The sequence below is a fragment of the Klenkia terrae genome (assembly GCF_900491935.1).
Classification (GTDB): Bacteria; Actinomycetota; Actinomycetes; order Mycobacteriales; family Geodermatophilaceae; genus Klenkia; species Klenkia terrae.
Map to the genome: position 1 here is coordinate 3,731,281 of NZ_UEXK01000004.1, position 22,680 is coordinate 3,753,960.

Consider the following 22,680-nt stretch of genomic DNA (forward strand, 5'->3'; position numbering starts at 1 on the left):
GGTAGCCACCGGGCTCAGTCCCGCGGCACCCCGGCCAGCAGCTGCTCGCACAGCTGCATCGTCACGACGTTGTCCTCGGCGCTGCCGTCCGGGGCCACGGGGGTGGCGGCGAAGTCGACCAGCTCGCTGACGAAGCCGCGCAGGTGCAGGTCCTGCTCACCGCCGGACATCGTGCTGACCGCGGGGACGAGACGCTCGACCCGCTCCTGCGGTGCGTGCCAGTCGCCGCTGCCGCCGGACCGGATCTCGGTGACGCGGGAGTCGACCACCTGGACCACGGCCTGCTCGAAGGCCACCTCGACGACGTCGACCTCCGAGGAGTGGGCCGGCAGCGAGGCCAGCCGCAGGGTGCCGTGCACCTGCGGCGCCACCGTGAGCAGCGCGCTCAGCGTCGACCCCGAGGCGTGGGTGGAGACGGCGACCTGCACGGAGTGCGGTGCGCCGAGCAGGTAGGGCACCAGGTCGACGTGGTGGACGGCGGCCAGGGTCAGGAACGACGCGACGTCGGGGGCGAACGCCCGCGCATCGGCGGCGAACCGGACGTCGAAGCCCACCGGCGGCCCGAACCGGCCCGACCGGACCAGGTCGCGCAGCCCGACCAGGGCCGGCGCGTGCCGCTTCATGAACCCGGCCCGGAGCACCACCCCGGCGTCGGCGGCCAGGTCGGCGAGGTGGCGGGCCTGCGCCGCGTCGGTGCCCAGCGGCTTCTCGCACAGCACGTTGCGGCCGGCGGCGAGGACCGAGGCCACGATGTCCGGCTGGTCGGCCGGCTGGGCGCAGACCACGACGTGGCGCACGTCGGGCTCGCCGGCCAGCAGGTCGGCCACCGACCCGTACGGCGTCCCGGTCGAGCCCGCGGCCGCCAGAGCCGCCCGGGACCGCTCGACGTCCCGGGTGGCCAGCGCCGCGATCTCCAGGCCGGCCGCCCGCATCGCCGGGACCAGGTTGACCCGGGCGTGGTGCCCGGCCCCGACGAGGGCGACCCGCGCGGCTTGCCCCGTCACCGGCCCTCGGCGACGGCCGCGACGGCGGCCAGCGTCGCCGGGATGCCGCTGCGCGCCGCCTCCTGACGGGTGGCGATCTCGTGCGCCGCCCGCTCGCCGTGCTTCTCGGCCATGAACTGCTGGCCGGCGTCGGTGAACTCCCACGACTCGGTCAGCCGGGTGCCGCCCTCGACCGGCTCCAGGTCGTAGCGCCAGAACACCTTGCGGTCGTTGACGCTCCAGGCGAAGGACCGGGGCCGGTCGGCCTGCTCGACGGTCGACCGGGTCTCCCAGGTGCGTCCCGGGGTCTCCTGCCGGCCGCCGAACACGTCGCCGACCGCCCCGGTCCCGCCGTCGAGCCACCAGCACTCCCGGCACTGCGGGCTCCACTCGCCGGTCCGGGTCACGTCGGAGACCAGGTCGTAGACGACCTCCGGGGGAGCGGCGACGACGATCGAGTCCGACAGGTGCAGGCTGCTCATGCGGTCAGTGTGGCCGTCCCCGGCCCCGCGGTCAGGCGACGGTGCGGTCGGCGGCCTGGTCGGTGCGCACCGGGTCGGCGGCGGTGCCGTGCAGGCCACCGGTCTGCGCGACCTCGAAGTCGGGCCCGAGCTTCTCCAGCGCCAACCGGCCGTAGACCTGCTGCTGGGTCGCCACCCGCTGGGCGCGGCCCTTGCCCAGGAAGGACACGATCCAGCTGAACGTGGTGGTCAGCCGGCTCTTGAACCCGACGATGTAGACCAGGTGGACCAGCAGCCACATCATCCAGGCCAGGAACCCGGTCACCTTGAACTTGCCGAGGTCGGCGACGGCCTTGTAGCGGCTGATGGTCGCCATCGAGCCCTTGTCGTGGTACTCGAACTTCTCCTTGTGCGTGCGGCCGGTGACGTTGGCGGCGATCCGGTCGGCGGCGAAGCGGCCGCCCTGGATGGCCACCTGGGCGACGCCGGGCAGCTTGTCCAGGCTCATCATGTCGCCGACCACGAACACCTCGGGGTGCCCGGGCAGGGTCAGGTCGGGCTGGACCTCGACCCGGCCGGCCCGGTCGATCTGCACGTCGCACTGCTGGGCCAGCAGGGCGCCCAGCGGGCTGGCCTGCACGCCGGCGGCCCAGATCTTGGTGGCCGCGGTGACCCGGCGGGTGGTGCCGTCCTTGGTGTCCTTGACGTCCAGGCCGTTGGCGTCCAGGCCGGTGACCATGGCGCCGAGCTGGATCTCCACGCCGATGTCGCGCAGCTGCTTGGCCGCGTTCTGCTGCAGCTTCTCGGCGAAGGGCGGCAGGACGACGGGGGCGGCGTCCATCAGGATGACCCGGGCGGTCTTCGGGTCGATGTTGCGGAAGTTGTCCTTCAGGGTGCGGCGGGCCAGCTCGGCGATCTGGCCGGCCATCTCCACCCCGGTGGGGCCGGCGCCGACGACGACGAAGGTCAGCAGCCGGTCGATCTCGGCGGGGTCGGTGGCGACCTCGGCCATCTCGAAGGCGCCCAGGATGCGGCCGCGCAGCTCGAGGGCGTCGTCCACGCTCTTCATGCCGGGGGCGAACTGGGAGAACTGGCTGTTGCCGAAGTAGGACTGCCCGGCACCGGCGGCCACGATGAGGTGGTCGTAGGAGTGCACGGTCTCCCGGCCCAGCAGCCAGGAGGTGACGGTCTGGTCGGCCAGGTCGATGTCGACGACCTCGCCCAGGACCACCGAGGCGTTCTTCTGCTTCTTCAGGATGTCCCGGGTCGGCGGGGCGATCTCGCCCTCGGAGATGATCCCGGTGGCCACCTGGTACAGCAGCGGCTGGAAGAGGTGGTGGCCGGTCTTGGCCACCAGCGTGATGTCGACGTCGGCCTTGCGGAGCTTCTGGGCGGCGAAGAGCCCACCGAAGCCGGAGCCGATGATCACCACGCGGGGACGGCGGGCAGTGGTCGCGTTGGTGGGCACAGCAGCTCCGGATGTCGTCATGATGTCTCCATCGTCCCACGCGGCGGCCCGCGCGGAGGCGTGGACCCGACGTCCGTGTCCCCCGGTGTGGCGACGTCGCACACAGCCTGCCCCCAGCCGGGCCCCGGCGCCACGGTGCGGCCGGGCATCCGTGCTCGGGTGCCCGGCCGCGCCGGAGGTCAGCGCTGGTTCTTGCGGGCCACCCAGGCCTGGGTCAGCAGGCCGAGGCCGATGCCGAGCATCCAGACGTCCTTGGAGACCGGCAGGCCGTCCTGGGTGGGGGCCACGGACTTGCCGGGCTTGGTCATGCCCGGGGTGCGCAGGTACAGGCCCAGCAGGCCGCCGGCGAACCCGGTGAGCGCGGCACCCGCGATGGCGGTGGGCACGAACGGGGTCAGCAGCGCCGCGCCGATCGCGATCTCCGCGGTGGACAGGCCCTTGGCGAAGGTGGCCGGGGCGACCTTCGACAGGAAGGGGTAGGTGCCCGAGGCGAAGCCGTGCAGGCCGGCGGCGGTGCCCTCGTCGGCGTTCCGCTTGCCCAGGCCCGAGTTCAGGATGAAGGCACCGGTGGCCAGGCGGGGGGCGATCTCGGCGGCGGTGATGGGCAGGCGCATGGTTCCTCGTTCAGCAGGGGGCGGGGGTTCGATCCTCCCTCACCCCGTGCGGCGTCGCCCGGGGGGCCGACCGGCCCCCCGGGCGACGACGGGGCTCAGCGCCCGGCGCGGCGGGAGCGGCCCGCGGGCTGCTGCCCGGCCCGGGCAGCCAGCTCGGCGCGGGTCCGGGCCGGACCGGCCGACCGGCCACCGCCACCGCCGGAGCGGGCCGGCGCACCCGACCGGGCACCGCCGCCGCCACCGGACGCGCCGCCGCCACCGGCGCCGCGCCGGCGACCGCCGCCACCGCCGCCGCCCTGGGGCTGCTCGACGACCGGGGCCGGCTCCACGTAGGGCGCGGCCGGACCGGTCAGCGCGACGATCTCCCGGGCACCGGGCTTGATCGCCGACACCTCGGGGGTGATCCCGGCCTGGCGGGCCAGCAGCCGCACCTCACCGGCCTGGTCGGGGGTGGCGATGGTGACCACGGTGCCGCCGGCACCGGCGCGGGCCGTACGGCCCGAGCGGTGCAGGTAGGCCTTGTGCTCGGCCGGCGGGTCGACGTGGACGACGATCGCGACGTCGTCGACGTGGATGCCGCGGGCGGCGATGTCGGTGGCGCACAGCACCCGCGTCGTCCCGGAGGTGAAGGCTTCGAGGTTGCGCTCGCGGGCGTTCTGGCTCAGGTTGCCGTGCAGGTCGACGGCGGGGACGCCACCGGCGGTGAGCTGCTTGGCCAGCTTCTTGGCCTGGTGCTTGGTCCGGGTGAACAGCACGACCCGGTCCAGCCCGGAGGCGAGCTCCTTGACGACCTGGCTCTTGTCCAGCGCGTCGACCCGGAACACGTGGTGGGTCATGGTCGACACCGGCGCCACGGCCGGGTCGACCGAGTGGGTGCGCGGGTTGTCCAGGTAGCGCTTGACCAGGACGTCGACGCCGTTGTCCAGGGTGGCGGAGAACAGCAGCCGCTGGCCGACCTTGGGGGTCCGGTCCATGAGCCGCTTCACGCCGGGCAGGAAGCCCAGGTCGGCCATGTGGTCGGCCTCGTCGAGGATGGTGATCTCCACGGCGGACAGGTCGCAGTGACCCTGGCCGATGAGGTCCTCGAGCCGGCCGGGGCAGGCGATGAGCACGTCGATGCCGCCGGAGAGGGCCTGCACCTGCGGGTTCTGGCCGACCCCGCCGAACACGACGGTGGTCTTCATGCCGACCGCGGTGGCCAGCGGGGCGACGACGGCGGCGACCTGGTTGGCCAGCTCGCGGGTCGGCACCAGGATCAGGCTGCGCGGCTTGCGCGGCAGGCGCTTGGAGGTCGAGGCGGCCAGCCGGGCGACCAGCGGCAGCGAGAAGGCCAGCGTCTTGCCCGAGCCGGTGCGGCCGCGGCCGAGCACGTCCTTGCCGGCCAGGGTGTCCGGCAGCGTCGCGACCTGGATCGGGAACGGCGCAGTGATGCCGCTGGCGGTCAGCGTCTCGACCAGCGGGGCCGGCACGCCGAGGGCGGCGAAGGGCGGACCCCGCCCGCGGCCCGACGCGGCGCGGGGCGCGGCGAACCGGGGCCCCCCCGCCCCGCCCGCCTCCCGGGCCGCGCCCCTGCTCGGCCTCCACCCGCCNGGGCGGGGGAGTTCTCGGGGGTCACGATGGTGTCCTCACCATGTCGGTGGCCACCGTCCGTCGCCAGGGCGGGGCCGCCGGGGTGGAAGCACCCTGGTGGCCGCACCGTCCGGTCGGACGTCGGGTCGCCGGCGCGCCTCGGTGGCGCTGCCTCTGCGCCGACGTCGGGTCCACCCGCTCAGGGACGAGCAGGGGGCGGCGCCGGGGATCACCACTGGGCCACGTCGAGGGCGCCGGGACGGCCACCGCGGGGGAGTCGGTGGTCACACGGGGTGGCCCCGGCGGGCGTGGGACGGCGGTGGTGGGGTATCACGGACCCTCGTGACCGCAGCGTGACCGCCACCGAGCAGCAGACCGGCTCCGCCGACGAGACCTACGAGCCCGACCCCCGCCGCTGGCGGGCGTTGTCGGTGACCCTCGTCGCCGGGGTCATGACCCTGCTCGACGTCAGCATCGTGTCGGTGGCGCTGCCCTCGATGCGCGAGGCGCTGGACGCCTCGGCCAGCGGGGTGCAGTGGGTGGTGTCGGGCTACGCGCTGACCTTCGGGCTGGTGCTCGTCCCGGCCGGCCGGCTGGGCGACGCCTTCGGCCGGCGTCGGATCTTCCTGGTCGCCCTGGCCGGGTTCGTGCTGGCCAGCGCGGCGGCCGGGGCGGCCCCGAACGCCGAGCTGCTGGTGGCGGCCCGGTTGCTGCAGGGCGTCGCAGCCGGCTTCCTGGCCCCGCAGAACTCCGCGCTGATCCAGCAGCTGTTCCGCGGCCCGGAGCGCGGCAAGGCGTTCGGGCTCTTCGGGGCCACCGTCGGGTTGTCCACCGCGATCGGCCCGGTCGTCGGCGGGCTGCTGATCGGGCTGTTCGGGGAGGACCTGGGCTGGCGGGCGATCTTCTTCGTCAACGTGCCGATCGGCGTCGTCGCGCTGGTGCTGGCCGCCCGCCTGCTGCCCAAGGGGCGCCCGACGGGCACCAGCACCGACATCGACGTGGTGGGCACCGTGCTGCTGGGCCTGGGCGCGGTGCTCGTGCTGCTGCCGCTGGTGCAGGCCGAGTCCGGCGGGCTCAGCCGGCTGTGGTTCCTCTTCCTCCTCGGGGCCGCGGCGCTGGCCGGCTTCGCCTGGTGGGAGCGGCGCGTGGTGGCCCGCGGCCGGGAGCCGGTGTTCGACGTCCGGCTGCTCACCCAGACCCGCGGCTACGCCGCCGGCGTGGCCGTCGGCACCGTCTACTTCATCGGGTTCAGCGGCATCTGGCTGGTCTTCGCGCTGTACTTCCAGACCGGGCTGGGCTGGACGGCGCTGCACTCGGGCCTCTCGGTCATGCCCTTCGCCATCGGGGCGGCGGGCTCCGCCGCGCTGGCCGGGCGGCTGGTCAGCCGGTACGGCCGGCTGCTGACCGTGCTCGGCCTGACCGTCGTCTCGGTGGGGCTGATCACCACCGCGCTGCTGGTCGCGCTGGTGCCGCCGGACACGCTGACCTGGGCCGTGCTGCCCGCCCTGTTCGTCGCCGGCCTGGGCGGCGGGTTCGTCATCAGCCCCAACATCACGCTGACCCTGCGCGACGTCCCGGTGCGGATGGCCGGGGCCGCCGGCGGCGGGCTGCAGACCACGCAGCGGTTCGGCGCAGCGCTGGGCTCTGCCGTCCTGCCCGGGTTGTTCTACGTCGTCCTCGGGTCCACCGGCGGGGACTACCCGACCGCGGCCGGCATCGCGCTGGGCGTCGCCGTGCTCGGTGCGCTGGGCGCGCTGGTCATCGCCGTCCCCGACTGGCTGCGCGACCGGAAGGCCGACGACGGCGCCCGGACGGCGACCCGGCACGAGCACGCCGACCTGCACTGAGCCCCCGGCGGCTCAGCCGGGGAGGACCGCCGGGGGGACGCCGCGGAACGTGCGGCGGTAGGCCTGCGGGGCCACCCCGATCGCGGCGTGCAGGTGCTGGCGCAGCGAGGTGGCCGTGCCGAACCCGGACTGCTCGGCCACCCGGTCCACCCCGGCGTCGGTGGTCTCCAGCAGGTGCCGGGCCAGCTCCACCCGCTGCCGGGTCAGCCAGCGCAGCGGGCTCAGGCCGGTCTCCTCGCGGAACCGCCGGGTGAAGGTGCGCACGCTGGTGCCCGCGTGCGCGGCCAGCTGCTCGAGGGTCCACGGCCGGTCCAGGTTCTGCTGCACCCACGCCCGGGTGGCCGCCGTCCCGGTGCCGTCGGGGTCGGGCACCGGGCGGTCGACGAACTGGGACTGGCCGCCGTCCCGCCAGGGCGCCACCACCCGGCGCCGGGCGATCCGGGTGGCCGTGGCGCTGCCGTGGTCGCGGCGCACCACGTGCAGCAGCAGGTCGATGCCGGCGGCGTTGCCGGCGCTGGTCAGCACGTCGCCGTCGTCGACGTAGAGGACGTCGGGGTCCAGCCGGACCTGCGGGTGCAGCCGGGCGAACCGCTCGGCGTGCAGCCAGTGCGTGGTGGCCGGTCGGCCGTCCAGGCGACCGGCCGCGGCCAGCACGAACGCCCCGGTGCAGATGGACACCAGCCGCGCCGGGCCCTGCAGCGCCTGCGCGACGCCGTCGGGCAGCTCGGCCGTGCGCAGCACCGCACCCCCGGCCACCCCGGGGACGACGACGGTGTCCGCGCCGGCCAGCAGGTGGGGTCGGCGATCGCGGCCTACTCCGCCGGCGTCGTCCGCGACGTGACTGGCACCTACGACGCGGCCTGGTACGGCGCGGCGCTGCTGTGCCTGGTCGCCGCCGGTCTGTCCGTCGCCATCCGCACGGGGCGGGCACCGGAGCCGGCACCCGCCCCCGAGGAGGCGGCCGCGGAGGACGCGGTCCTCCGCGGCTGAGCGGTCAGCGGCGCCGGGCGTCCCGCTTGGCGCCGCGGCGGCGGGAGTCCAGGAACTCCCCGCCCTTGCGCAGGCCGCGGGACAGCGAGGTCGGGCCGTTCTTCCGCTCGAGCGAGGTGCCGGCGCGCTGCAGCACCTTGGCCACCAGCGGGGCGGCGACGGTCAGCAGCAGCCAGGTGCGCAGACGACGGGTCAGGAACAGCCACATGGGGGAAGCACTCCAGGAGGTCGAGGGGGTTCCGGTCGATGCTGCCGTCCCGGGGCCGATCCCGCCCGCTCAGTCCTCGTGGCCGTCGCGCTGGTCGGGGGCGAACGGCCACTCCTCGAACGACCGCACCCGGCCGTCGTCGGCGAACTCCAGCACCCACAGGTCCCGCCACCGGCCGTGGTTCCCCTCGGCCGAGGCGTAGTCGACCTCGGCCCGGACGACGGCGACCGCACCGTCGACGGCCAGCACCCGGTAGCCGGCGGTGAACTCCTCGTCCGGGCCGTCCCGCTCGCCCTCCCACCAGGACGCGAGCGCGGGCAGCCCGCGGACCGGCTCCCGCCAGGGGGAGGGGGAGTAGGTGGCGTCGTCGGTGAACAGCCCGGCCAGGCCGTCGGTGCCCGGCGAGCGCCAGGCCCGCTCGTAGCCGGCCAGCCAGGCGCGGACGTCGTCGTGGGTCATGCGCCCCTGCCTACCGGGGACGACGGCGGCTCACCAGGGGAGCGGCCCGTCGTCGTTGGAGTAGGTGCCGGTCGGGCCGCCGTCGGGGAGCGTGGCCAGGCGGATCGGCGTCCGGGCCCCCTCCTCGGGGGTGCGGGTGCCGCGGTGCCCGTTGAGGTCGGTGGACACGAAGCCGGGGCAGCCCATGTTGACCAGGATCCCGGTGTCCTTGAGCTCCTTGGCGTACTGCACGGTGACCGCGTTGAGGTAGGTCTTGGACGGCGAGTAGGCCGCCGACAGCGGGCCGGTGGTGCCGTCGTCCGCGCTCTGCATCGTCAGCGACCCGACCCCGCTGGACACGTTCACGATCCGCGGGGACGGCGAGCGGCGCAGCATCGGCAGCACGGCGTTGGTCAGCCGGATCACGCCCCAGACGTTGACCTCGACCGCCGCGCGGACGGCCGCCATGTCCACCTCGCTGGGCGTCTGCACCCCGCCGCCGGTGACCCCGGCGTTGTTCACCAGCACGTCGAGCCCGCCGCGGGCCTCGAGCAGCGCGGCCGCCGCGGCCACGCTGGCGTCGTCGGTGACGTCCAGCGGGACGCCGAACGCGTCCACCCCGGCCTCCCGCAGCCGGGCCACGGCGGCCTCCCGGCGCTCGTCGTCCCGGGCGCCGACCCCGACCGCCCAGCCCAGCCGGCCGAGGCCGGCCGCGATCTCGTACCCGATGCCCTTGTTCGCGCCGGTGACCAGCGCTGTCGTCGTCATGCCCCCAGCGTCGTCCCGGTCGGGGTGGTCGCGCCAACACCGATCGGGTGGCCATCGATGCTCGCCGGGTATGGATCGGCGTACCGTCGCCCGACGTGGAGACCCGGGAGCTGCGCTACTTCGTCGCCGTCGCGGAGGAGCTGCACTTCGGCCGGGCCGCCCAGCGGCTGGGCATGGCGCAGCCGCCGCTGTCCCGGGCGGTCGCCCAGCTGGAGCGCCGGCTGGGCACCCCGCTGCTGACCCGGACCAGCCGGGTGGTCGCGCTGACCGGGGCCGGCGAGGTGCTGCTGCGCGAGGGCCGGGCTGCCCTGGCCGCGGTCGAGGCCGCCGAGCGGCGCACCCGTCGGGCCGCGCCGGACCGGGCCGGGGTCGTGCTGGCGGTGAAGGCCGGGGCGTCGGCGGAGCTGCTGGCCAAGCTGCTGGACGCCTACGCCGCCGAACCGGGCGCTGTGCCGGTCGAGGTGCTGCTGTGCGGCATCGGCGAGCAGGGTCCGGTGCTGCGCGACGGTCGGGCCGACGTCGCCCTGCTGCACCGGCCCTTCGACGACCTGGCCGGCCTGGACGTCGAGGAGCTGGGCACCGAGGGCCAGCTCGCCGTCCTGCCGGCCGGGCACCCGCTCACCGGCCGGACCGACGTCGTCCTGGCCGACCTGGCGGACCTGCCCGGTCTGCCCGCCGCCCGGTGGCCCGGTCACCCCGCCGGGCCCGGGCCGCAGATCCGCGACCACGCCCAGCTGCTGCAGCTCATCGCGCTGGGCCGGACCTACGCGGTGCTGCCGGACTCGGTGCGGGCGCAGCTCCCCGAGGGCGTGACCGCGGTGCCGGTGCTCGACGCGCCGTCGGTCACGACGGTGGTCGCCTGGCCGCCGCAGAGCCGGTCCCGGGCCGTCGCCGACCTGGTGCGGACCGCCCTGCGGCTCTAGCTCCGTTCGGCGTGGATCAGCTGCGACGAGGGATGTGCATCCTGCGTTACCGACGTCGGCGGCTGAGGATGCACGGTGGTCGTCGCACCTGATCCACGCCGTGCAAGGTCAGGCTTGGGCGAGGGCGCTCCGGGCGCCCAGGTCGGCGCGCACCAGGTCGGCGGCCCGCTCGGCGATCATGATCGTCGGGGCGTTGGTGTTGCCGCGGACCAGCGTCGGCATCACCGAGGCGTCGACCACCCGCAGCCCCTCGATGCCGTGCACCCGCAGCTGCGGGTCGACCACCGCGTCGGCGTCGGTGCCCATCCGGCACGAGCCCACCGGGTGGTACAGCGACTCCAGGGTGTCGCGCACCGACTGCCGCAGCTCCGCCCGGGTGGACCGGGTACCGCCCGGCGACCACTCCTCGGCGAGCACCTTCGCCAGCGGCCCGACCGCGGCGATGTCGCGGGCCTTCTCCACCCCGGTGACCAGGGCCTCGAGGTCGCGCTGCTCGGTCAGGTAGCCGGCGTCGATCGCCGGGGCCCAGGTCGGGTCGGCCGAGCGCAGCCGCACCGATCCGCGCGACTCCACCCGGACCAGGACGGCGCACGCGGTGAACGCGTCCACGTCGGGGTCCACCCGGGCCTGCTGCCAGTACTTCACCGGCAGGAAGTGGTACTGCAGGTCGGGCTCGGCCAGCGCGTCGTCGGACCGGGTGTACAGCCCGGCCTCGGCCAGGTTGGACGTCAGCGGACCGCGGCGGGCGCCGAACCACTGCGCGTACCCGGCCGGGGACTCGCCGCGGAACAGCGACTTCCCGCTGCGCACGTGCCAGATCGTGGGCACCAGCGGGTGGTCCTGCAGCCCACCGCCGACCCCGGGCAGGTCGTGGACGACGTCCACCCCGACCGAGCGCAGGTGGTCGGCCGGCCCGATGCCCGAGAGCATGAGCAGCTGCGGGCTGTTGATCGCTCCGCCGGACAGCAGCACCTGCGGCGCGTGCACCTGCTGCAGCACCCCGTCGGCCACGTACTCCACGCCGGTGGCCCGGTCGCCGTCCAGCAGCACCCGGGTGACCCGGGCGCCGGTGCGCACCTCGAGGTTCGGCCGGTGCATCGCCGGGTGCAGGTAGGCGTCGGCGGCCGACCAGCGCCGGCCGCGCTTCTGGGTGAGCTGGTAGAGCCCGGCGCCCTCCTGCCGCGCACCGTTGAAGTCCGGGTTGCTCGGGTACCCGGCGGCGACCGCGGACTCCACCACCGCCCGGCTCCACGGGTGCGGCGAGCGCGGGTCCTCCACGCGCAGCGGTCCGCCGACGCCGTGGAACTCGTCGGCACCGCGGCCGTTGTCCTCCATCCGGCGGAACAGCGGCAGCACCGACTCGTAGGACCAGCCGGGGTCACCGGTCAGCTGCGCCCACTCGTCGTAGTCGGCCGCGGCACCCCGGATGTAGATCATCGCGTTGTTCGAGCTGCAGCCGCCGAGCATCTTCCCGCGCGGCCAGAACACCCGGCGGTCGGACGCCGCCGGCTGCGGCTCGGTCGCGTAGTTCCAGTCCCGGCGGGTGCGGAAGGTCTTGTAGAGCGCCGCCGGGATCTGCACCTCCAGCGCCCTGTCCGACCCGCCGGCCTCCAGCACGAGCACCCGCAGCGACGGGTCCTCGGTCAACCGGCCGGCCAGGGCGCAGCCGGCCGAGCCGGCACCGACGACGACGACGTCGTAGGTCACCGGTGCCGCCCGTGCACCAGGCCCATGACCCGGGCGAGGCCGTCGGCGGCCTTCGCCGGCCGGGCGAAGCTCATCAGCGGCACCGGCAGGGCGAACCGCTGCCGGGTGATCGCCTTGGCCCGGGTGAACTCGCGCAGGCCGTCCTCGCCGTGGATCCGGCCGAAGCCGCTGTCGCCCACGCCGCCGAAGGGCAACGACGGCACGCTGGCGAAGGTGATCACGGAGTTCACCGAGGTCATCCCGCTGCGCATCCGGCGGGCCAGGTCCATGCCGCGCTTGGCCGAGCCCGAGAACACCGAGCCGCCCAGGCCCAGCGACGTCCCGTTGGCGAGCTCGAGGGCCTGCTCGGCGTCGGCGACCCGGGTGATGGTGATCGTCGGGCCGAAGGTCTCCTCCTGCACCGCCGAGGACGTCTCGGGCACGTCCAGCAGCACGGTGGGTGCGACGAACCCGCCCTGCACGGTGCCGCCGGTGACCGCGCGCCCGCCGGTGGCCGCGGCGTCGTCCAGGTGTCGCTGCACCACGTCGGTCTGGCTGGGCATGGTCATCGGGCCGTAGGAGGCGCCGTCGTCGGAACCCGGGCGGATGCCGGCCACCTGCGCGGTGACCGCGGCGACGAAGGCGTCGTAGACCGGGGCCGTGGCGTAGACCCGCTCGATGCCGATGCAGGTCTGCCCGGCGTTGCTCATCGCGCCCCAGACCGCGGCGTCGGCGGCGGCGGCCACGTCGGCGTCGTCGTCCACGATCATCGCGTCCTTGCCGCCGCACTCCATGAGCACCGGGGTGAGGGTCTCGGCGCAGGTGGCCATGACCTTCCGGCCGGTGGCGGCTGACCCGGTGAACGCGACCTTGCCGACGCCGGCGCGGCACAGCGCCGCACCGGTCTCGCCGAGGCCGGTGACGACCTGCAGGGCGTCCGGCACGTCGGGGACGGCGGCGGCCCACGCCTCGGCCAGCCACGTGCCGATGGCCGGGGTGAACTCGCTGGGCTTGAACACCACGGCGTTGCCCGCGGCCAGCGCGTAGGCGATCGAGCCCATCGGGGTGAACACCGGGTAGTTCCACGGCCCGATCACGCCGACCACGCCGAGGGGCTGGTACTCCAGCACCGCCTGGTGGTTGGCGGCCAGCAGGCCGGGGTTCACGTTGCGCGGGCCGAGGGTCTTCCTGGCGTGCGCGCCGGCCCAGGCCAGGTGGTCGACGGCCAGCGTGATCTCCAGGATGGCGTCGGCGTGCGGCTTGCCGTTCTCCCGGTGCACCAGGTCGGCCAGCTCGTGCATCCGGCGGGCCAGGTAGCCGCGGTAGGCGGCCAGCCGGGTGCGCCGGCCGGCGAAGCCGAGGTCGCCCCACGCCTGCGCGGCGACCCGGGCCCGGGCCACGGCGGCAGCGACGTCCTCGGGGGAGTGCACCGGGAACTCGGCGACCAGGGCGCCGGTGGCCGGGTCCGTGGAGGGGAACGTGCCGGCTGCGTCCGGGGCGGCGGTGCCCCGGTCCTCGACGAGAGACATGGCCCGGATGCTACCCGCCGGTAGCGGTTGGGTGTTACGTGAGGTAACACCCAACCGCCACCGGCGGCGGGGCGGTCAGAACCAGCGCGGAGCGGCCTGGGCGCCGGGGGCGTGGCCGTGCTTGCTGTCGGCCTTCCCGCCGCCGCGCTGGGGCACCCCGGCGTGCGGGGTCCCGCTCAGCCGCTGCCACGTGGCGTGCAGCGAGAGCCACTGGCCCGGGGTGAGCGAGGCGGCGCGGGCGGTGGGCGGCAGGCCCTCGGACCGCAGCCAGCGCACCCCCTCCACGCCGGGCAGCCGGCCGCGGAGGACGGCGCCCAGGGCCTTGCCGGAGGCGGCGGTGATCGAGTGCACGAGGCGGTCGAAGCCCTCGCGCTCCTCGTCGGGGAGCGTCGCCCGGGCGGTGCCGGCGGCGGACTCGGGAGCGGGGGGATGGGTCATGGGGGACCTCCGAGCAGGAGTGGTCCGGGCAGGCTGCTGCCCGGTCGGTCGGGCGGGGACGTCGGCGGAGACGTGAGCGGTCACTCAGCCGAGCAGCAGCAGGGAACCCATGGCTCGAGAGGCTGGGGACGCCCCGAGCGCGCTGTCACGCGCTTTTCCGGTCCGTCCGACGGGCCTTGCGGGCCTTGCCGGCCTCCCAGCGCTCCCGGTCCTTGGCCCGCTTGCCGGCGTTGGCCTCGAACTTGGCCTTGCGGCGCCGGGCCCGGTCCATCTCGCGCTCCTCGAACGTGCTGCCCTCGCCCCACCCGCTGGCCAGGTGGCCCATCGCGACCAGCGCCCCGCCGAAGACCAGGACGGCGCTGCCGAGGATCGGGTCGAGGAGGAAGGCGCCGATCGTGGCCAGCACCCAGACGACGGCTCCGACCAGCACACGCTTGCTCATGCCCCCGAGTATCCGCCGTCCTGCTGAGCGCGGGCTGGCAGTCTCGGTGAGGATCGACGCATGACCAGCCCGCCGTTCCGCGCCGACCACGTCGGCAGCCTGCTGCGCCCCGAGTACCTGCTCACCGCCCGCGCCCGCTTCGCCGCCGGGGAGCTCGACGCCGACGGCCTGCGCGCCGTCGAGGACGAGGCGGTCGACGAGGTCGTCCGGATGCAGGCCGACCTGGGGCTGGCCACCGCCACCGACGGCGAGTTCCGCCGGGCCTCCTGGCACATGGACTTCATCTACTCGATCGGCGGGGTCGAGAAGGTGGAGGAGAACATCACCGTCCACTTCCGCAACGCCGACGGCACGCTGGACTACACGCCGGCCGGGCTGCGGGTCACCGGGCCGCTCCGGATCGACGAGCCGGTCTTCGCCGACGACTTCGCCCACCTGCAGGGTGCGGTGCAGCCCGACCAGACGGCGAAGCTGACGATCCCCTCGCCCTCGATGGTCCACTACCGGGGCGGCGCCGCGGCGATCGACCCGGCGGTCTACCCGGACGAGGACGCGTTCTGGGACGCGCTGAGCGCGGCCTACCGGCAGCAGGTCACCGGCATCGCCGCCCAGGGCTGCCGGTACCTGCAGCTGGACGACACCTCGCTGGCCTACCTCAACGACCCGGCGCAGCGCGCCCAGCTGGCCGCCCAGGGCCGGGACGCCGAGCACCAGCACGAGCGGTACATCCGGCAGATCAACGCCGCGCTGGCCGGCCGGCCCGAGGGCATGGCCGTGACCACCCACATGTGCCGGGGCAACTTCCGCTCCTCGTGGGCGGCCGAGGGTGGATACGACTTCGTCGCCGAGGCGCTGTTCGGCGGGCTGGAGGTCGACGGGTTCTTCCTGGAGTTCGACGACGCCCGCTCCGGCGGGTTCGAGCCGCTGCGCTTCGTGCCGCCGGGCAAGCGGGTGGTCCTCGGGCTGGTCACCACCAAGCGACCGGAGCTGGAGAGCAAGGACGACCTCAAGCGGCGGATCGACGAGGCCGCCCGGTTCGTGCCGCTGGACCAGCTGGCGCTGTCCCCGCAGTGCGGCTTCTCCTCCACGGTCGAGGGCAACGCGCTCACCCGGGACGAGCAGATCGCCAAGCTCGCGCTCGTGGTCGAGACCGCGGCCGAGGTCTGGGGCTGATCCAGCGCGCGGGTCTGGACGCGGAACGTGATCGGCCCGTAATCTGCGCGGTGAGCGGTTCAGTCCTCGGCCGCCGGTCCCTCCGTCCCGCGCGAGGTCGAGTCCACGATGACCACCGAGGTCGCTGCCGCCGTCCCCGCACTCCGCATCGAGGTCGCCGACGGCGGTGAGGGGGTGGTCGTCGTCCGGGTGGCCGGCGAGCTCGACACCGCCGCGGCGCCGGCGCTGTGCGGCGCGCTCGACGACGTGCTGGCCCGGCCCGGCGGCCGGGCGTGCGTGGTGGACCTGACCGGCGTGACGTTCCTGGACTGCGCCGGGCTGCACCCGGTGCTCCGGGCCCGCGCCGCGGCCTGCCGGTCGGGCCGCACGCTCACCGTCCGCGGCGGGACCGACCGTGCGGTCGGCCGGTTGCTGGAGCTCACCGGCCTCGAGGACGTGCTGGTCTGGCGGGTGGTCGGGTGAGGATGGCGGCATGACCGCCGACCTGCCCCCGCACCTGACCCGGCTCGCCGACCGCCTGGGCGCGCTGCTGGCCCCGCCCGCCCGCGAGGTCGGCCTGGCCGCGGCGCGCGCCCGGTTCGGCGAGCTGCTGGCCGCCGGGCTGGCCGGCCCCCCCGAGGTCGCCGTCGGCACCGTCGAGCTCGGCGCCGGGCTGACCGCGGACCGGTACGCCCCGGCCCGGCCGGGCGGGGCGACGGTGGTCTTCCTGCACGGCGGCGGGTGGACGGTGGGCACCGCGCAGGAGTACGCGGGCCTGGCCGCACGGCTGTGCGCCGGGCTGGACGCCGTCGTCCTCGCCGTCGAGTTCCGCCGCGCGCCCGAGCACCCGTTCCCGGCCGCGGTGGACGACGCCGTCGCCGCCGTCCGGTGGGCGCTGGCGCACGCCGACGACCCGGCCCGGGTGGTCGTCGCCGGCGACAGCGGCGGGGGCAACCTCGCGGCGGTGGCCTGCCAGCAGCTGCGCGACGCCGGGGGGCCGCAGCCCGCGGCGCAGCTGCTGCTGTACCCCTCGGTGGGCGCCGGGATCGACTGGCCGTCGGTCGCCGACCACGGCCGCTCGCCGTTCCTCGCCCTGGCCGACATGGGCTGGTACACCCGGAACTACCTGCCCGAGGGCGTCGCGCTGACCGATCCGCGGGTCAGCCCGCTGGGGGCGGCGGACCTGGCCGGGCTGCCCCCGGCGCTGGTGGTCACCGCCGAGGTGGACGCGCTGCGCGACTCCGGCCGGGCCTACGCCGCCGGGCTGGCGGCCGCCGGGGTGCCGGTCACCGCGCTGGACCTGGCCGACGTCCCGCACGGCTTCGCCCACCTGGTGGCCCTGGACCCGACGTGCGCAGCGGCCCTGGACGAGGTGCTCAGCGCTGTCCGCGGGCTGCCGGTGTTCAGCTGAGCCGAACGGCACGGCGCCCGGCATAACGGGCGCATAACGAAACACCTCACCGGATGTCGAAACCGGCTGCGGACCTTCCGGAACCTCACAGGTGGCACCTAGTGTCCCGGATCACGCGCCGGCTGTGAGCTGCTTCACCGTCGTCGCGACGCGCAACCTCCGACGACGAAGGGCGGCACGTGCTCACGGTCAGCAATCTCGAGGTCGTCTACGACGACGTCGTGCTGGTGCTGCGGGGGGTGAGCCTCGAGGTCCCCGACGGGAAGATCGTGGGCCTCCTGGGTGCCAACGGCGCCGGCAAGACGACCCTGCTCCGAGCACTGTCCGGCCTGCTGGACATCCACCACGGGGCGATCACCCGCGGGCAGATCACCCTGGACGGCGAGCGGATCGACCACCTGGACCCCCAGCAGGTCGTGGCCCGCGGCATCAGCCAGGTACTGGAGGGCCGGCGGGTGTTCGGCGAGTTCTCGGTCGAGGAGAACCTGCGGGTCGGTGCGCACACCCGGCCCAAGGAGCGCGCGGCCAACCTGGAGCGGGTCTACGACCTGTTCCCGCGGCTGCTCGAGCGCCGCACCCAGGCCGCCGGCTACCTCTCCGGCGGCGAGCAGCAGATGCTGGCCATGGGCCGGGCGATGATGAGCTCCCCGCGCTACCTGCTGCTCGACGAGCCCAGCCTGGGCCTCGCCCCGCAGCTGGTCGGCAGCATCCGCGACCTGATCGTGCAGATCAACGACAGCGGGACGACGGTCCTGCTGGTCGAGCAGAACGCCTCCATGGCGCTGTCGATCTCCGACCACGGCTACGTGCTGGAGACCGGCCGCGTGGTGATGGACAAGCCCGCCGCCGAGCTCCTCGACGACTCCGACATCCAGGAGTTCTACCTGGGCCTGGGCGCCGAGGGCGAGCGCAGCTTCCGCGACGTCAAGCACTACAAGCGCCGGAAGAGGTGGCTCTCGTGACCGCACCCGCGACCGCACCCGTGCTGGAGGTCGAGGGCGTCACGCTGCGGTTCAAGGGCGTCACCGCGATCAACGGGGCGACCTTCACCGTCGGCGAGCGCGAGCTGTTCGCGATCATCGGGCCCAACGGCGCCGGCAAGACCTCGGTGTTCAACGTGCTGTCGGGGGTGTACCGGCCGCAGGAGGGCTCGGTGCGCTTCCGCGGCGAGGACATCCTCGGCCAGCGCCCGAACAAGATCGCGGCCAAGGGCATGGCCCGCACCTTCCAGAACATCGAGCTGTTCGAGAACCTCACGGTCGTCGACAACCTCATGCTCGGCCGGGCCCACCAGGTCAAGTACGGCATGTTGGCCGCGATGGGCTGGGTCGGCCCCGCGCGCCGCAGCGAGCTGGCCGACCGCGCCGCCGTCGAGGAGATCGTCGACTTCCTGGAGCTGGAGTCCTACCGGCGCTTCCCGGTCGGCCTGCTGCCCTACGGCGTGCAGAAGCGGGTGGAGCTGGGCCGCGCGCTGGCCATGGAGCCCCAGCTGCTGCTGCTCGACGAGCCGGTGGCCGGCATGAACCTCGAGGAGACCGAGGACATGGCCCGCTTCATCATCGACATCCGCGACGAGCTGGGCCTGTCGATCCTCATGGTCGAGCACGACATGGGCCTGGTCATGGACCTCGCCGACCGGATCATGGTCGTCGACTTCGGCGTGCCCATCACCACCGGCACCCCCGCCCAGGTACAGCGCGACCCGAACGTGATCAAGGCCTACCTGGGCGAGGACCACGACACCGGCGGACGCCGCAAGAAGCAGACCGCCGACGAGGGGACGACGTCGTGACCACCACGCTCGAGCCGAGCACGCGGGGCACCGGGACGACGACGATCGTCACCCGGGTCCGCGACCGGGCGCAGGAGACCCCCAGCGGGGTCGCCATGCGGTCCAAGCAGAAGGGCCTGTGGCAGGAGACCAGCTGGGCGCAGTACTGGGACGACGTCCTGGACGTCGCCCACGCCCTGCTGGACCTGGGCGTGCAGCGCGGGGACCGGGTGGCCATCCAGTCGGAGAACCGCCGGGAGTGGCTGGTCGCCGACCTGGCCACCGTCGCCGTCGGCGCGGTGACCGTCGGGCTGTACCCGACCAACCCGCCCGCCGAGGTCGTGCACGTGCTGCGCGACTCCGGCGCCCGGGTGCTGCTGGCCGAGGACCAGGAGCAGCTGGACAAGGCGCTGGAGGTCTCCGGCGAGCTGCCGGCGCTGGAGCACCTGCTCTACGTCGAGCCCCGCGGCATCCGCGGCCGGTACACCGACCCGCGCCTGCTGTTCTGGGCCGACCTGCTGGCCCGCGGACGGGCGCACCGCGCCGCCCACCCCGGTGCCGTCGAGCAGGCCATGGCGCAGACCGGCAGCGGCGACCTGATGACCCTGATCTACACCTCGGGCACCACCGGGGCGCCCAAGGGCGCGATGCTCACCGTCGGCAACGTCGAGGCGACCATCGCCGCGCTGACCGGACCCGCCGGGTTGCTCGACCCCCCGGCCGGGCCGAAGGACCAGTCGCTGTCCTATCTGCCGCTGTGCCACGTGGCCGAGCGGATCTTCACCACCTGGAACAACGCCGCCACCGGCATCCAGGTGAACTTCGCCGAGTCGATCGACACCGTCCCGGAGAACCTGCGGGAGATCCAGCCGACCTTCTTCTTCGCCGTCCCGCGGATCTGGGAGAAGCTGCTGGCGAACGTGCAGATCAAGCAGTCGGCGGCCAGCCCGCTCAAGCGCAACGCGGGCAACCTGGGGCTGAAGCTGTCGGCCAAGGTCGCCACCGCGATGGAGGCCAACGGCGGCCGGCACACCGCCGGCAGCCGGGTGCTGCACGGCATCGCCTGGGTGCTGGTGGTCCGCGCGCTGCGCGAGCGGCTGGGCCTGCGCCGGGTGCGCTGGGCCGGCTGCGGCGCGGCGCCGGTGTCGGTGGACGTGCTGCGGTTCTTCCTCGGGCTGGGCGTGCCCGTCCACGAGGTCTACGGCATGACCGAGAACACCGCCTCGGCGACGGCCAACCGGCCCGGCCGGCTGCGGCTGGGCACCGTGGGGGAGCCGCACGACTCGGTCGAGCTGCGCATCGACGAGACCACCGGCGAGGTGCTCACCCGCGGGCCGGCCACGTTCGCCGGCTACTGGCAGCGGCCCGACGCCACCGCCGAGGCCGTCGACGCCGACGGCTGGCTGCACACCGGCGACGTCGGGGTGCTGGAGGACGGCCGGCTGCGGATCACCGACCGGATGAAGGACATCATGATCACCGCCGGCGGCAAGAACGTCGCGCCGTCGGAGATCGAGAACGCGGTCAAGGTGTCCCCGCTGATCAAGGAGTGCGTGGTCATCGGCGACCGCCGGGCTTTCCTGACCGCGCTGATCGGCATCGAGCCCGACACGGTCGGCGACTGGGCCCAGCGCGAGCGGATCGCCTTCACCACCTACCGCGACCTCACCGAGCGCGCCGAGGTGCAGGCACTCGTGCAGGGCATCGTCGACGAGGTCAACGCCGGGCTGAACCCGGTGGAGCAGATCAAGACGTTCCGGCTGCTGCCCAAGCTCCTCGAGCACGAGGACGGCGAGCTCACGGCCACCCAGAAGGTCCGCCGGTCCGCGTTGGCCGAGCGCTACTCGCCCCTCGTCGAATCCATGTACTCCAAGGGGGCCCGCTCGTGAGGGACGTCCTGCTGACGGTGGTGCGCGGGCTGGGCTTCGGCTCGGTCTACGCGCTGCTGGCCGTCAGCTTCGTGATCATCTACAAGTCGTCCAAGGTGATCAGCTTCGCCCAGCCGGCGCTCATGCTGGCCGGGGCGGTGCTGGTCAGCTACCTGGCCGGGCCGGTGGGCTTCTACCTGGCCGTGCCGCTGGCCGCGATCGCCATCGCGATGCTCGGGTGGGGTCTGGAGCGCACCACGATCCGGCCGATGATCGGCCGACCGGTGTTCGTCGTCGCGATCATCACCCTGGGCCTGGACATCGCGATCCGGGTCGTGGTGAACGTCTTCATCGGGCCCGACGTGCGCAACGTCGGCGACCCGTGGGGGCTGTCCACCGTCGAGCTGCTCGGGCTGCCGGTGCAGGAGCGCTACATCGCGATGGCGGTCGTGCTGCTGGTCGTGGGCGCCGGGTTGTTCGCCTTCTTCCGCTACAGCCGCTACGGCCTGGCGATGCGGGCGTCCTCCCTGGACCAGGAGACCGCGCTGGTGCAGGGCGTGCCGGTCGGCTCCATGACCGCGCTGGCCTGGGCGATGGCCGCGGGCATCGCGGCGGTCGCCGGCGCCTTCGTCGGGGCCGGCGGCGGCGTGGACCAGTCCACGTGGGTGATCGCGCTCAAGGCCCTGCCGGCGATCATCATCGGCGGCCTGGACTCCATCGGCGGCGCGGTCGTCGGCGGCCTGCTGGTCGGGCTCGTGGAGAGCTTCTTCGCCACCTACCAGGGCGAGTACCTGCCGTGGCTGGGCCAGAACTTCTCGCTGGTCTCGCCCTACGTGCTGCTGCTGGTCGTCCTGCTCGTGCGCCCCTACGGGCTGTTCGGCACCCGAGAGGTGGAACGCGTGTGACCGCCGTGGAGAACCAGCCGTCGACCGGCGGGGGGGAGCCCGCACCGGCCAAGGGCCGCCGCCCCCTGGGCCGCCCGATGCTCTACACCGCCTACGGCCAGGACATGGCCCTGCTCAACACCGGGGCCAAGAAGGTCGCCGTCGCGGTGCTGCTGGTGGTCGGCCTGCTGCTGCCCTTCGTCCTGGAGGACGACCTGCTGCGGCTGCTGGCCACCGGCGCGGTGCTGGCGATCGGGGCCATCGGGCTCAACCTGGTCACCGGGTACGCCGGGCAGGTCAGCCTCGGGCACGCCTTCTTCCTCGGGATCGGCGCCTACACCGCCGCGGTGGTGTCCGGTGACCCCGAGGACGACCAGCTCTACGGCCTGGGCATCACGTTCCTGCCGGTGTGGCTGATCGCCGGTGGGCTGGCCGCGGCCGCCGTCGGCTTCGTCGTCGCGCCGCTGGCCAGCCGGCTGCGCGGGCTGTACCTGGCCATCGTCACCCTGGGCCTGGTCTTCCTGGGCACCCACGTCTGGAACGAGTGGGACGCCGTCACCGGTGGCATCGGGGTCGGCCGCCCGGCCGCGGACCCGGTGCTGTTCGGGGTCGACCTGTCCCGGCGCACCGAGGTCTTCAGCGCCGACCAGCAGCTGTACCTGCTGATGACCGCGCTGCTGGTGGTCTTCGCGCTGCTGGGCCGCAACATCGCCCGCTCGGCCATCGGCCGCAGCTTCGCCGCCGTCCGCGACCGGGACATCGCCGCGGAGGTGACCGGGGTCGACGTCCGCAAGGTCAAGCGGCGGGCGTTCGTGATCAGCGGCTTCTACGCCGGCTGCGCCGGGGCGCTGCTGTACTCGATCACCGGGTACCTGGACCCCTCCAGCTTCGGGCTGCTGGTGTCGGTGCAGTTCGTGGCGATGGTGCTGATCGGCGGGGTCTCCACGATCTCCGGCTCGATCATGGGCGCCTTCTTCATCGCGCTGCTGCCGCGGCTGACCCGCGAGCTGCCGGAGTACCTGCCGTTCCTGTCCTCGTCGGCGACCGAGACGCCCAACGTCTTCCAGGTGGAGACGCTGCTCTACGGGCTGCTGATCGTCGCCTTCCTCCTGCTGGAACCGCGGGGCCTGTTCGGCCTGTGGGTCCGGATCCGCAACTACTGGAAGGCCTGGCCCTTCTCCTACTGAGCCGCGCACCGCGCGGTTCCGCAATCTCCTGCCCGGCGAGGAC

The 22,680-nt window shown here is 74.3% G+C and carries 24 protein-coding genes; 11 read left to right on the top strand and 13 right to left on the bottom strand.

Annotation, left to right across the window (positions count from 1 at the left end):
* Window positions 1–14: 14 nt before the first annotated feature.
* From LFA75_RS18600 to LFA75_RS18620, 5 genes are all read right to left on the bottom strand, one after another.
* On the bottom strand, window positions 15–1,004 hold the full coding sequence (locus tag LFA75_RS18600) for a Gfo/Idh/MocA family protein (RefSeq protein WP_225235080.1): 990 nt from the start codon (window positions 1,002–1,004) through the stop codon (window positions 15–17).
* Complete coding sequence (locus LFA75_RS18605) at window positions 1,001–1,465, bottom strand: SRPBCC family protein (protein ID WP_225235081.1); 465 nt, start codon at window positions 1,463–1,465, stop codon at window positions 1,001–1,003. Before LFA75_RS18605 ends, LFA75_RS18600 begins: the two co-directional genes overlap by 4 nt.
* Before the next feature lie 31 nt (window positions 1,466–1,496).
* Window positions 1,497–2,933, bottom strand: coding sequence for an NAD(P)/FAD-dependent oxidoreductase (locus LFA75_RS18610; RefSeq protein WP_225235082.1), 1,437 nt, complete (start codon window positions 2,931–2,933; stop codon window positions 1,497–1,499).
* Between the two features lie 158 nt (window positions 2,934–3,091).
* Window positions 3,092–3,526, bottom strand: coding sequence for a hypothetical protein (locus LFA75_RS18615; RefSeq protein WP_225235083.1), 435 nt, complete (start codon window positions 3,524–3,526; stop codon window positions 3,092–3,094).
* Between the two features lie 95 nt (window positions 3,527–3,621).
* Window positions 3,622–4,995 carry a DEAD/DEAH box helicase gene (locus tag LFA75_RS18620; protein ID WP_225235084.1) on the bottom strand — a complete coding sequence of 458 codons (1,374 nt, stop codon included), beginning with the start codon at window positions 4,993–4,995 and terminating at the stop codon, window positions 3,622–3,624.
* Window positions 4,996–5,448: 453 nt separating this feature from the next.
* Between LFA75_RS18620 and LFA75_RS18625 the strand changes: the two genes are divergently transcribed.
* Window positions 5,449–6,942 carry an MFS transporter gene (locus tag LFA75_RS18625; RefSeq protein WP_225235085.1) on the top strand — a complete coding sequence of 498 codons (1,494 nt, stop codon included), beginning with the start codon at window positions 5,449–5,451 and terminating at the stop codon, window positions 6,940–6,942.
* A 12-nt stretch (window positions 6,943–6,954) separates the two neighbouring features.
* On the opposite strand, the gene LFA75_RS18630 is transcribed toward LFA75_RS18625, so the two are convergent.
* Window positions 6,955–7,698: a GlxA family transcriptional regulator gene (locus tag LFA75_RS18630; RefSeq protein WP_404820952.1), complete on the bottom strand. Its 744-nt coding sequence runs from the start codon at window positions 7,696–7,698 to the stop codon at window positions 6,955–6,957.
* A gap of 36 nt (window positions 7,699–7,734) precedes the next feature.
* On the opposite strand from LFA75_RS18630, the gene LFA75_RS18635 reads away from it, so the two are divergent.
* Entirely contained in the window at window positions 7,735–7,932 is a 198-nt protein-coding gene (locus LFA75_RS18635; RefSeq protein WP_225235086.1) for a hypothetical protein, read from the top strand.
* A 4-nt stretch (window positions 7,933–7,936) separates the two neighbouring features.
* Here the strand turns inward: LFA75_RS18635 and LFA75_RS18640 are convergent, their stop codons facing one another.
* The 3 genes from LFA75_RS18640 to LFA75_RS18650 form a co-directional block, all read right to left on the bottom strand.
* A complete protein-coding gene (locus tag LFA75_RS18640; RefSeq protein ID WP_225235087.1) occupies window positions 7,937–8,140 on the bottom strand; it encodes a hypothetical protein in 204 nt (67 codons plus the stop codon).
* Between the two features lie 69 nt (window positions 8,141–8,209).
* Window positions 8,210–8,599: a nuclear transport factor 2 family protein gene (locus tag LFA75_RS18645; RefSeq protein ID WP_225235088.1), complete on the bottom strand. Its 390-nt coding sequence runs from the start codon at window positions 8,597–8,599 to the stop codon at window positions 8,210–8,212.
* A gap of 30 nt (window positions 8,600–8,629) precedes the next feature.
* On the bottom strand, window positions 8,630–9,346 hold the full coding sequence (locus tag LFA75_RS18650) for an SDR family oxidoreductase (RefSeq protein WP_225235089.1): 717 nt from the start codon (window positions 9,344–9,346) through the stop codon (window positions 8,630–8,632).
* 95 nt (window positions 9,347–9,441) lie between these two features.
* Between LFA75_RS18650 and LFA75_RS18655 the strand changes: the two genes are divergently transcribed.
* A complete protein-coding gene (locus tag LFA75_RS18655; RefSeq protein WP_225235090.1) occupies window positions 9,442–10,269 on the top strand; it encodes a LysR family transcriptional regulator in 828 nt (275 codons plus the stop codon).
* A 108-nt stretch (window positions 10,270–10,377) separates the two neighbouring features.
* Here the strand turns inward: LFA75_RS18655 and LFA75_RS18660 are convergent, their stop codons facing one another.
* From LFA75_RS18660 to LFA75_RS18675, 4 genes are all read right to left on the bottom strand, one after another.
* On the bottom strand, window positions 10,378–11,976 hold the full coding sequence (locus LFA75_RS18660) for a GMC family oxidoreductase (protein ID WP_225235091.1): 1,599 nt from the start codon (window positions 11,974–11,976) through the stop codon (window positions 10,378–10,380).
* The gene (locus LFA75_RS18665) at window positions 11,973–13,484 is read right to left on the bottom strand and encodes an aldehyde dehydrogenase family protein (RefSeq protein WP_225235092.1); all 1,512 of its coding nucleotides are present in this window, start codon (window positions 13,482–13,484) and stop codon (window positions 11,973–11,975) included. The genes LFA75_RS18660 and LFA75_RS18665 overlap by 4 nt, the downstream gene beginning before the upstream one ends.
* A gap of 75 nt (window positions 13,485–13,559) precedes the next feature.
* Complete coding sequence (locus LFA75_RS18670) at window positions 13,560–13,922, bottom strand: hypothetical protein (RefSeq protein WP_225235093.1); 363 nt, start codon at window positions 13,920–13,922, stop codon at window positions 13,560–13,562.
* 145 nt (window positions 13,923–14,067) lie between these two features.
* Window positions 14,068–14,364 carry a hypothetical protein gene (locus LFA75_RS18675; protein ID WP_225235094.1) on the bottom strand — a complete coding sequence of 99 codons (297 nt, stop codon included), beginning with the start codon at window positions 14,362–14,364 and terminating at the stop codon, window positions 14,068–14,070.
* A gap of 60 nt (window positions 14,365–14,424) precedes the next feature.
* On the opposite strand from LFA75_RS18675, the gene LFA75_RS18680 reads away from it, so the two are divergent.
* The 8 genes from LFA75_RS18680 (at window position 14,425) to LFA75_RS18715 (ending at window position 22,637) form a co-directional block, all read left to right on the top strand.
* Window positions 14,425–15,537 (top strand): 5-methyltetrahydropteroyltriglutamate--homocysteine S-methyltransferase, encoded by a 1,113-nt coding sequence (locus tag LFA75_RS18680; RefSeq protein WP_225235095.1) that lies wholly within the window; start codon window positions 14,425–14,427, stop codon window positions 15,535–15,537.
* A 108-nt stretch (window positions 15,538–15,645) separates the two neighbouring features.
* The gene (locus LFA75_RS18685; protein WP_225235096.1) at window positions 15,646–15,999 is read left to right on the top strand and encodes an STAS domain-containing protein; all 354 of its coding nucleotides are present in this window, start codon (window positions 15,646–15,648) and stop codon (window positions 15,997–15,999) included.
* Window positions 16,000–16,009: 10 nt separating this feature from the next.
* On the top strand, window positions 16,010–16,927 hold the full coding sequence (locus LFA75_RS18690) for an alpha/beta hydrolase (protein ID WP_225235097.1): 918 nt from the start codon (window positions 16,010–16,012) through the stop codon (window positions 16,925–16,927).
* A 179-nt stretch (window positions 16,928–17,106) separates the two neighbouring features.
* A complete protein-coding gene (locus LFA75_RS18695) occupies window positions 17,107–17,889 on the top strand; it encodes an ABC transporter ATP-binding protein (protein ID WP_225235098.1) in 783 nt (260 codons plus the stop codon).
* Entirely contained in the window at window positions 17,886–18,719 is an 834-nt protein-coding gene (locus LFA75_RS18700; protein ID WP_225235099.1) for an ABC transporter ATP-binding protein, read from the top strand. Before LFA75_RS18695 ends, LFA75_RS18700 begins: the two co-directional genes overlap by 4 nt.
* Complete coding sequence (locus LFA75_RS18705) at window positions 18,716–20,587, top strand: AMP-dependent synthetase/ligase (RefSeq protein WP_225235100.1); 1,872 nt, start codon at window positions 18,716–18,718, stop codon at window positions 20,585–20,587. Before LFA75_RS18700 ends, LFA75_RS18705 begins: the two co-directional genes overlap by 4 nt.
* Entirely contained in the window at window positions 20,584–21,471 is an 888-nt protein-coding gene (locus LFA75_RS18710; RefSeq protein ID WP_225235101.1) for a branched-chain amino acid ABC transporter permease, read from the top strand. Before LFA75_RS18705 ends, LFA75_RS18710 begins: the two co-directional genes overlap by 4 nt.
* The gene (locus LFA75_RS18715) at window positions 21,468–22,637 is read left to right on the top strand and encodes a branched-chain amino acid ABC transporter permease (RefSeq protein WP_225235102.1); all 1,170 of its coding nucleotides are present in this window, start codon (window positions 21,468–21,470) and stop codon (window positions 22,635–22,637) included. Before LFA75_RS18710 ends, LFA75_RS18715 begins: the two co-directional genes overlap by 4 nt.
* Window positions 22,638–22,680 lie beyond the last annotated feature (43 nt).

What these genes read in the sequence shown, in the direction of transcription:
- LFA75_RS18670 (WP_225235093.1), bottom strand. Translation starts at nt 13,922, where the DNA reads ATGACCCATCCCCCCGCTCCCGAGTCCGCCGCCGGCACCGCCCGGGCG.
- LFA75_RS18645 (WP_225235088.1), bottom strand. Translation starts at nt 8,599, where the DNA reads ATGACCCACGACGACGTCCGCGCCTGGCTGGCCGGCTACGAGCGGGCC.
- LFA75_RS18610 (WP_225235082.1), bottom strand. Translation starts at nt 2,933, where the DNA reads ATGACGACATCCGGAGCTGCTGTGCCCACCAACGCGACCACTGCCCGC.
- LFA75_RS18650 (WP_225235089.1), bottom strand. Translation starts at nt 9,346, where the DNA reads ATGACGACGACAGCGCTGGTCACCGGCGCGAACAAGGGCATCGGGTAC.
- LFA75_RS18605 (WP_225235081.1), bottom strand. Translation starts at nt 1,465, where the DNA reads ATGAGCAGCCTGCACCTGTCGGACTCGATCGTCGTCGCCGCTCCCCCG.
- LFA75_RS18680 (WP_225235095.1), top strand. Translation starts at nt 14,425, where the DNA reads ATGACCAGCCCGCCGTTCCGCGCCGACCACGTCGGCAGCCTGCTGCGC.
- LFA75_RS18615 (WP_225235083.1), bottom strand. Translation starts at nt 3,526, where the DNA reads ATGCGCCTGCCCATCACCGCCGCCGAGATCGCCCCCCGCCTGGCCACC.
- LFA75_RS18685 (WP_225235096.1), top strand. Translation starts at nt 15,646, where the DNA reads ATGACCACCGAGGTCGCTGCCGCCGTCCCCGCACTCCGCATCGAGGTC.
- LFA75_RS18675 (WP_225235094.1), bottom strand. Translation starts at nt 14,364, where the DNA reads ATGAGCAAGCGTGTGCTGGTCGGAGCCGTCGTCTGGGTGCTGGCCACG.
- LFA75_RS18640 (WP_225235087.1), bottom strand. Translation starts at nt 8,140, where the DNA reads ATGTGGCTGTTCCTGACCCGTCGTCTGCGCACCTGGCTGCTGCTGACC.
- LFA75_RS18665 (WP_225235092.1), bottom strand. Translation starts at nt 13,484, where the DNA reads ATGTCTCTCGTCGAGGACCGGGGCACCGCCGCCCCGGACGCAGCCGGC.
- LFA75_RS18690 (WP_225235097.1), top strand. Translation starts at nt 16,010, where the DNA reads ATGACCGCCGACCTGCCCCCGCACCTGACCCGGCTCGCCGACCGCCTG.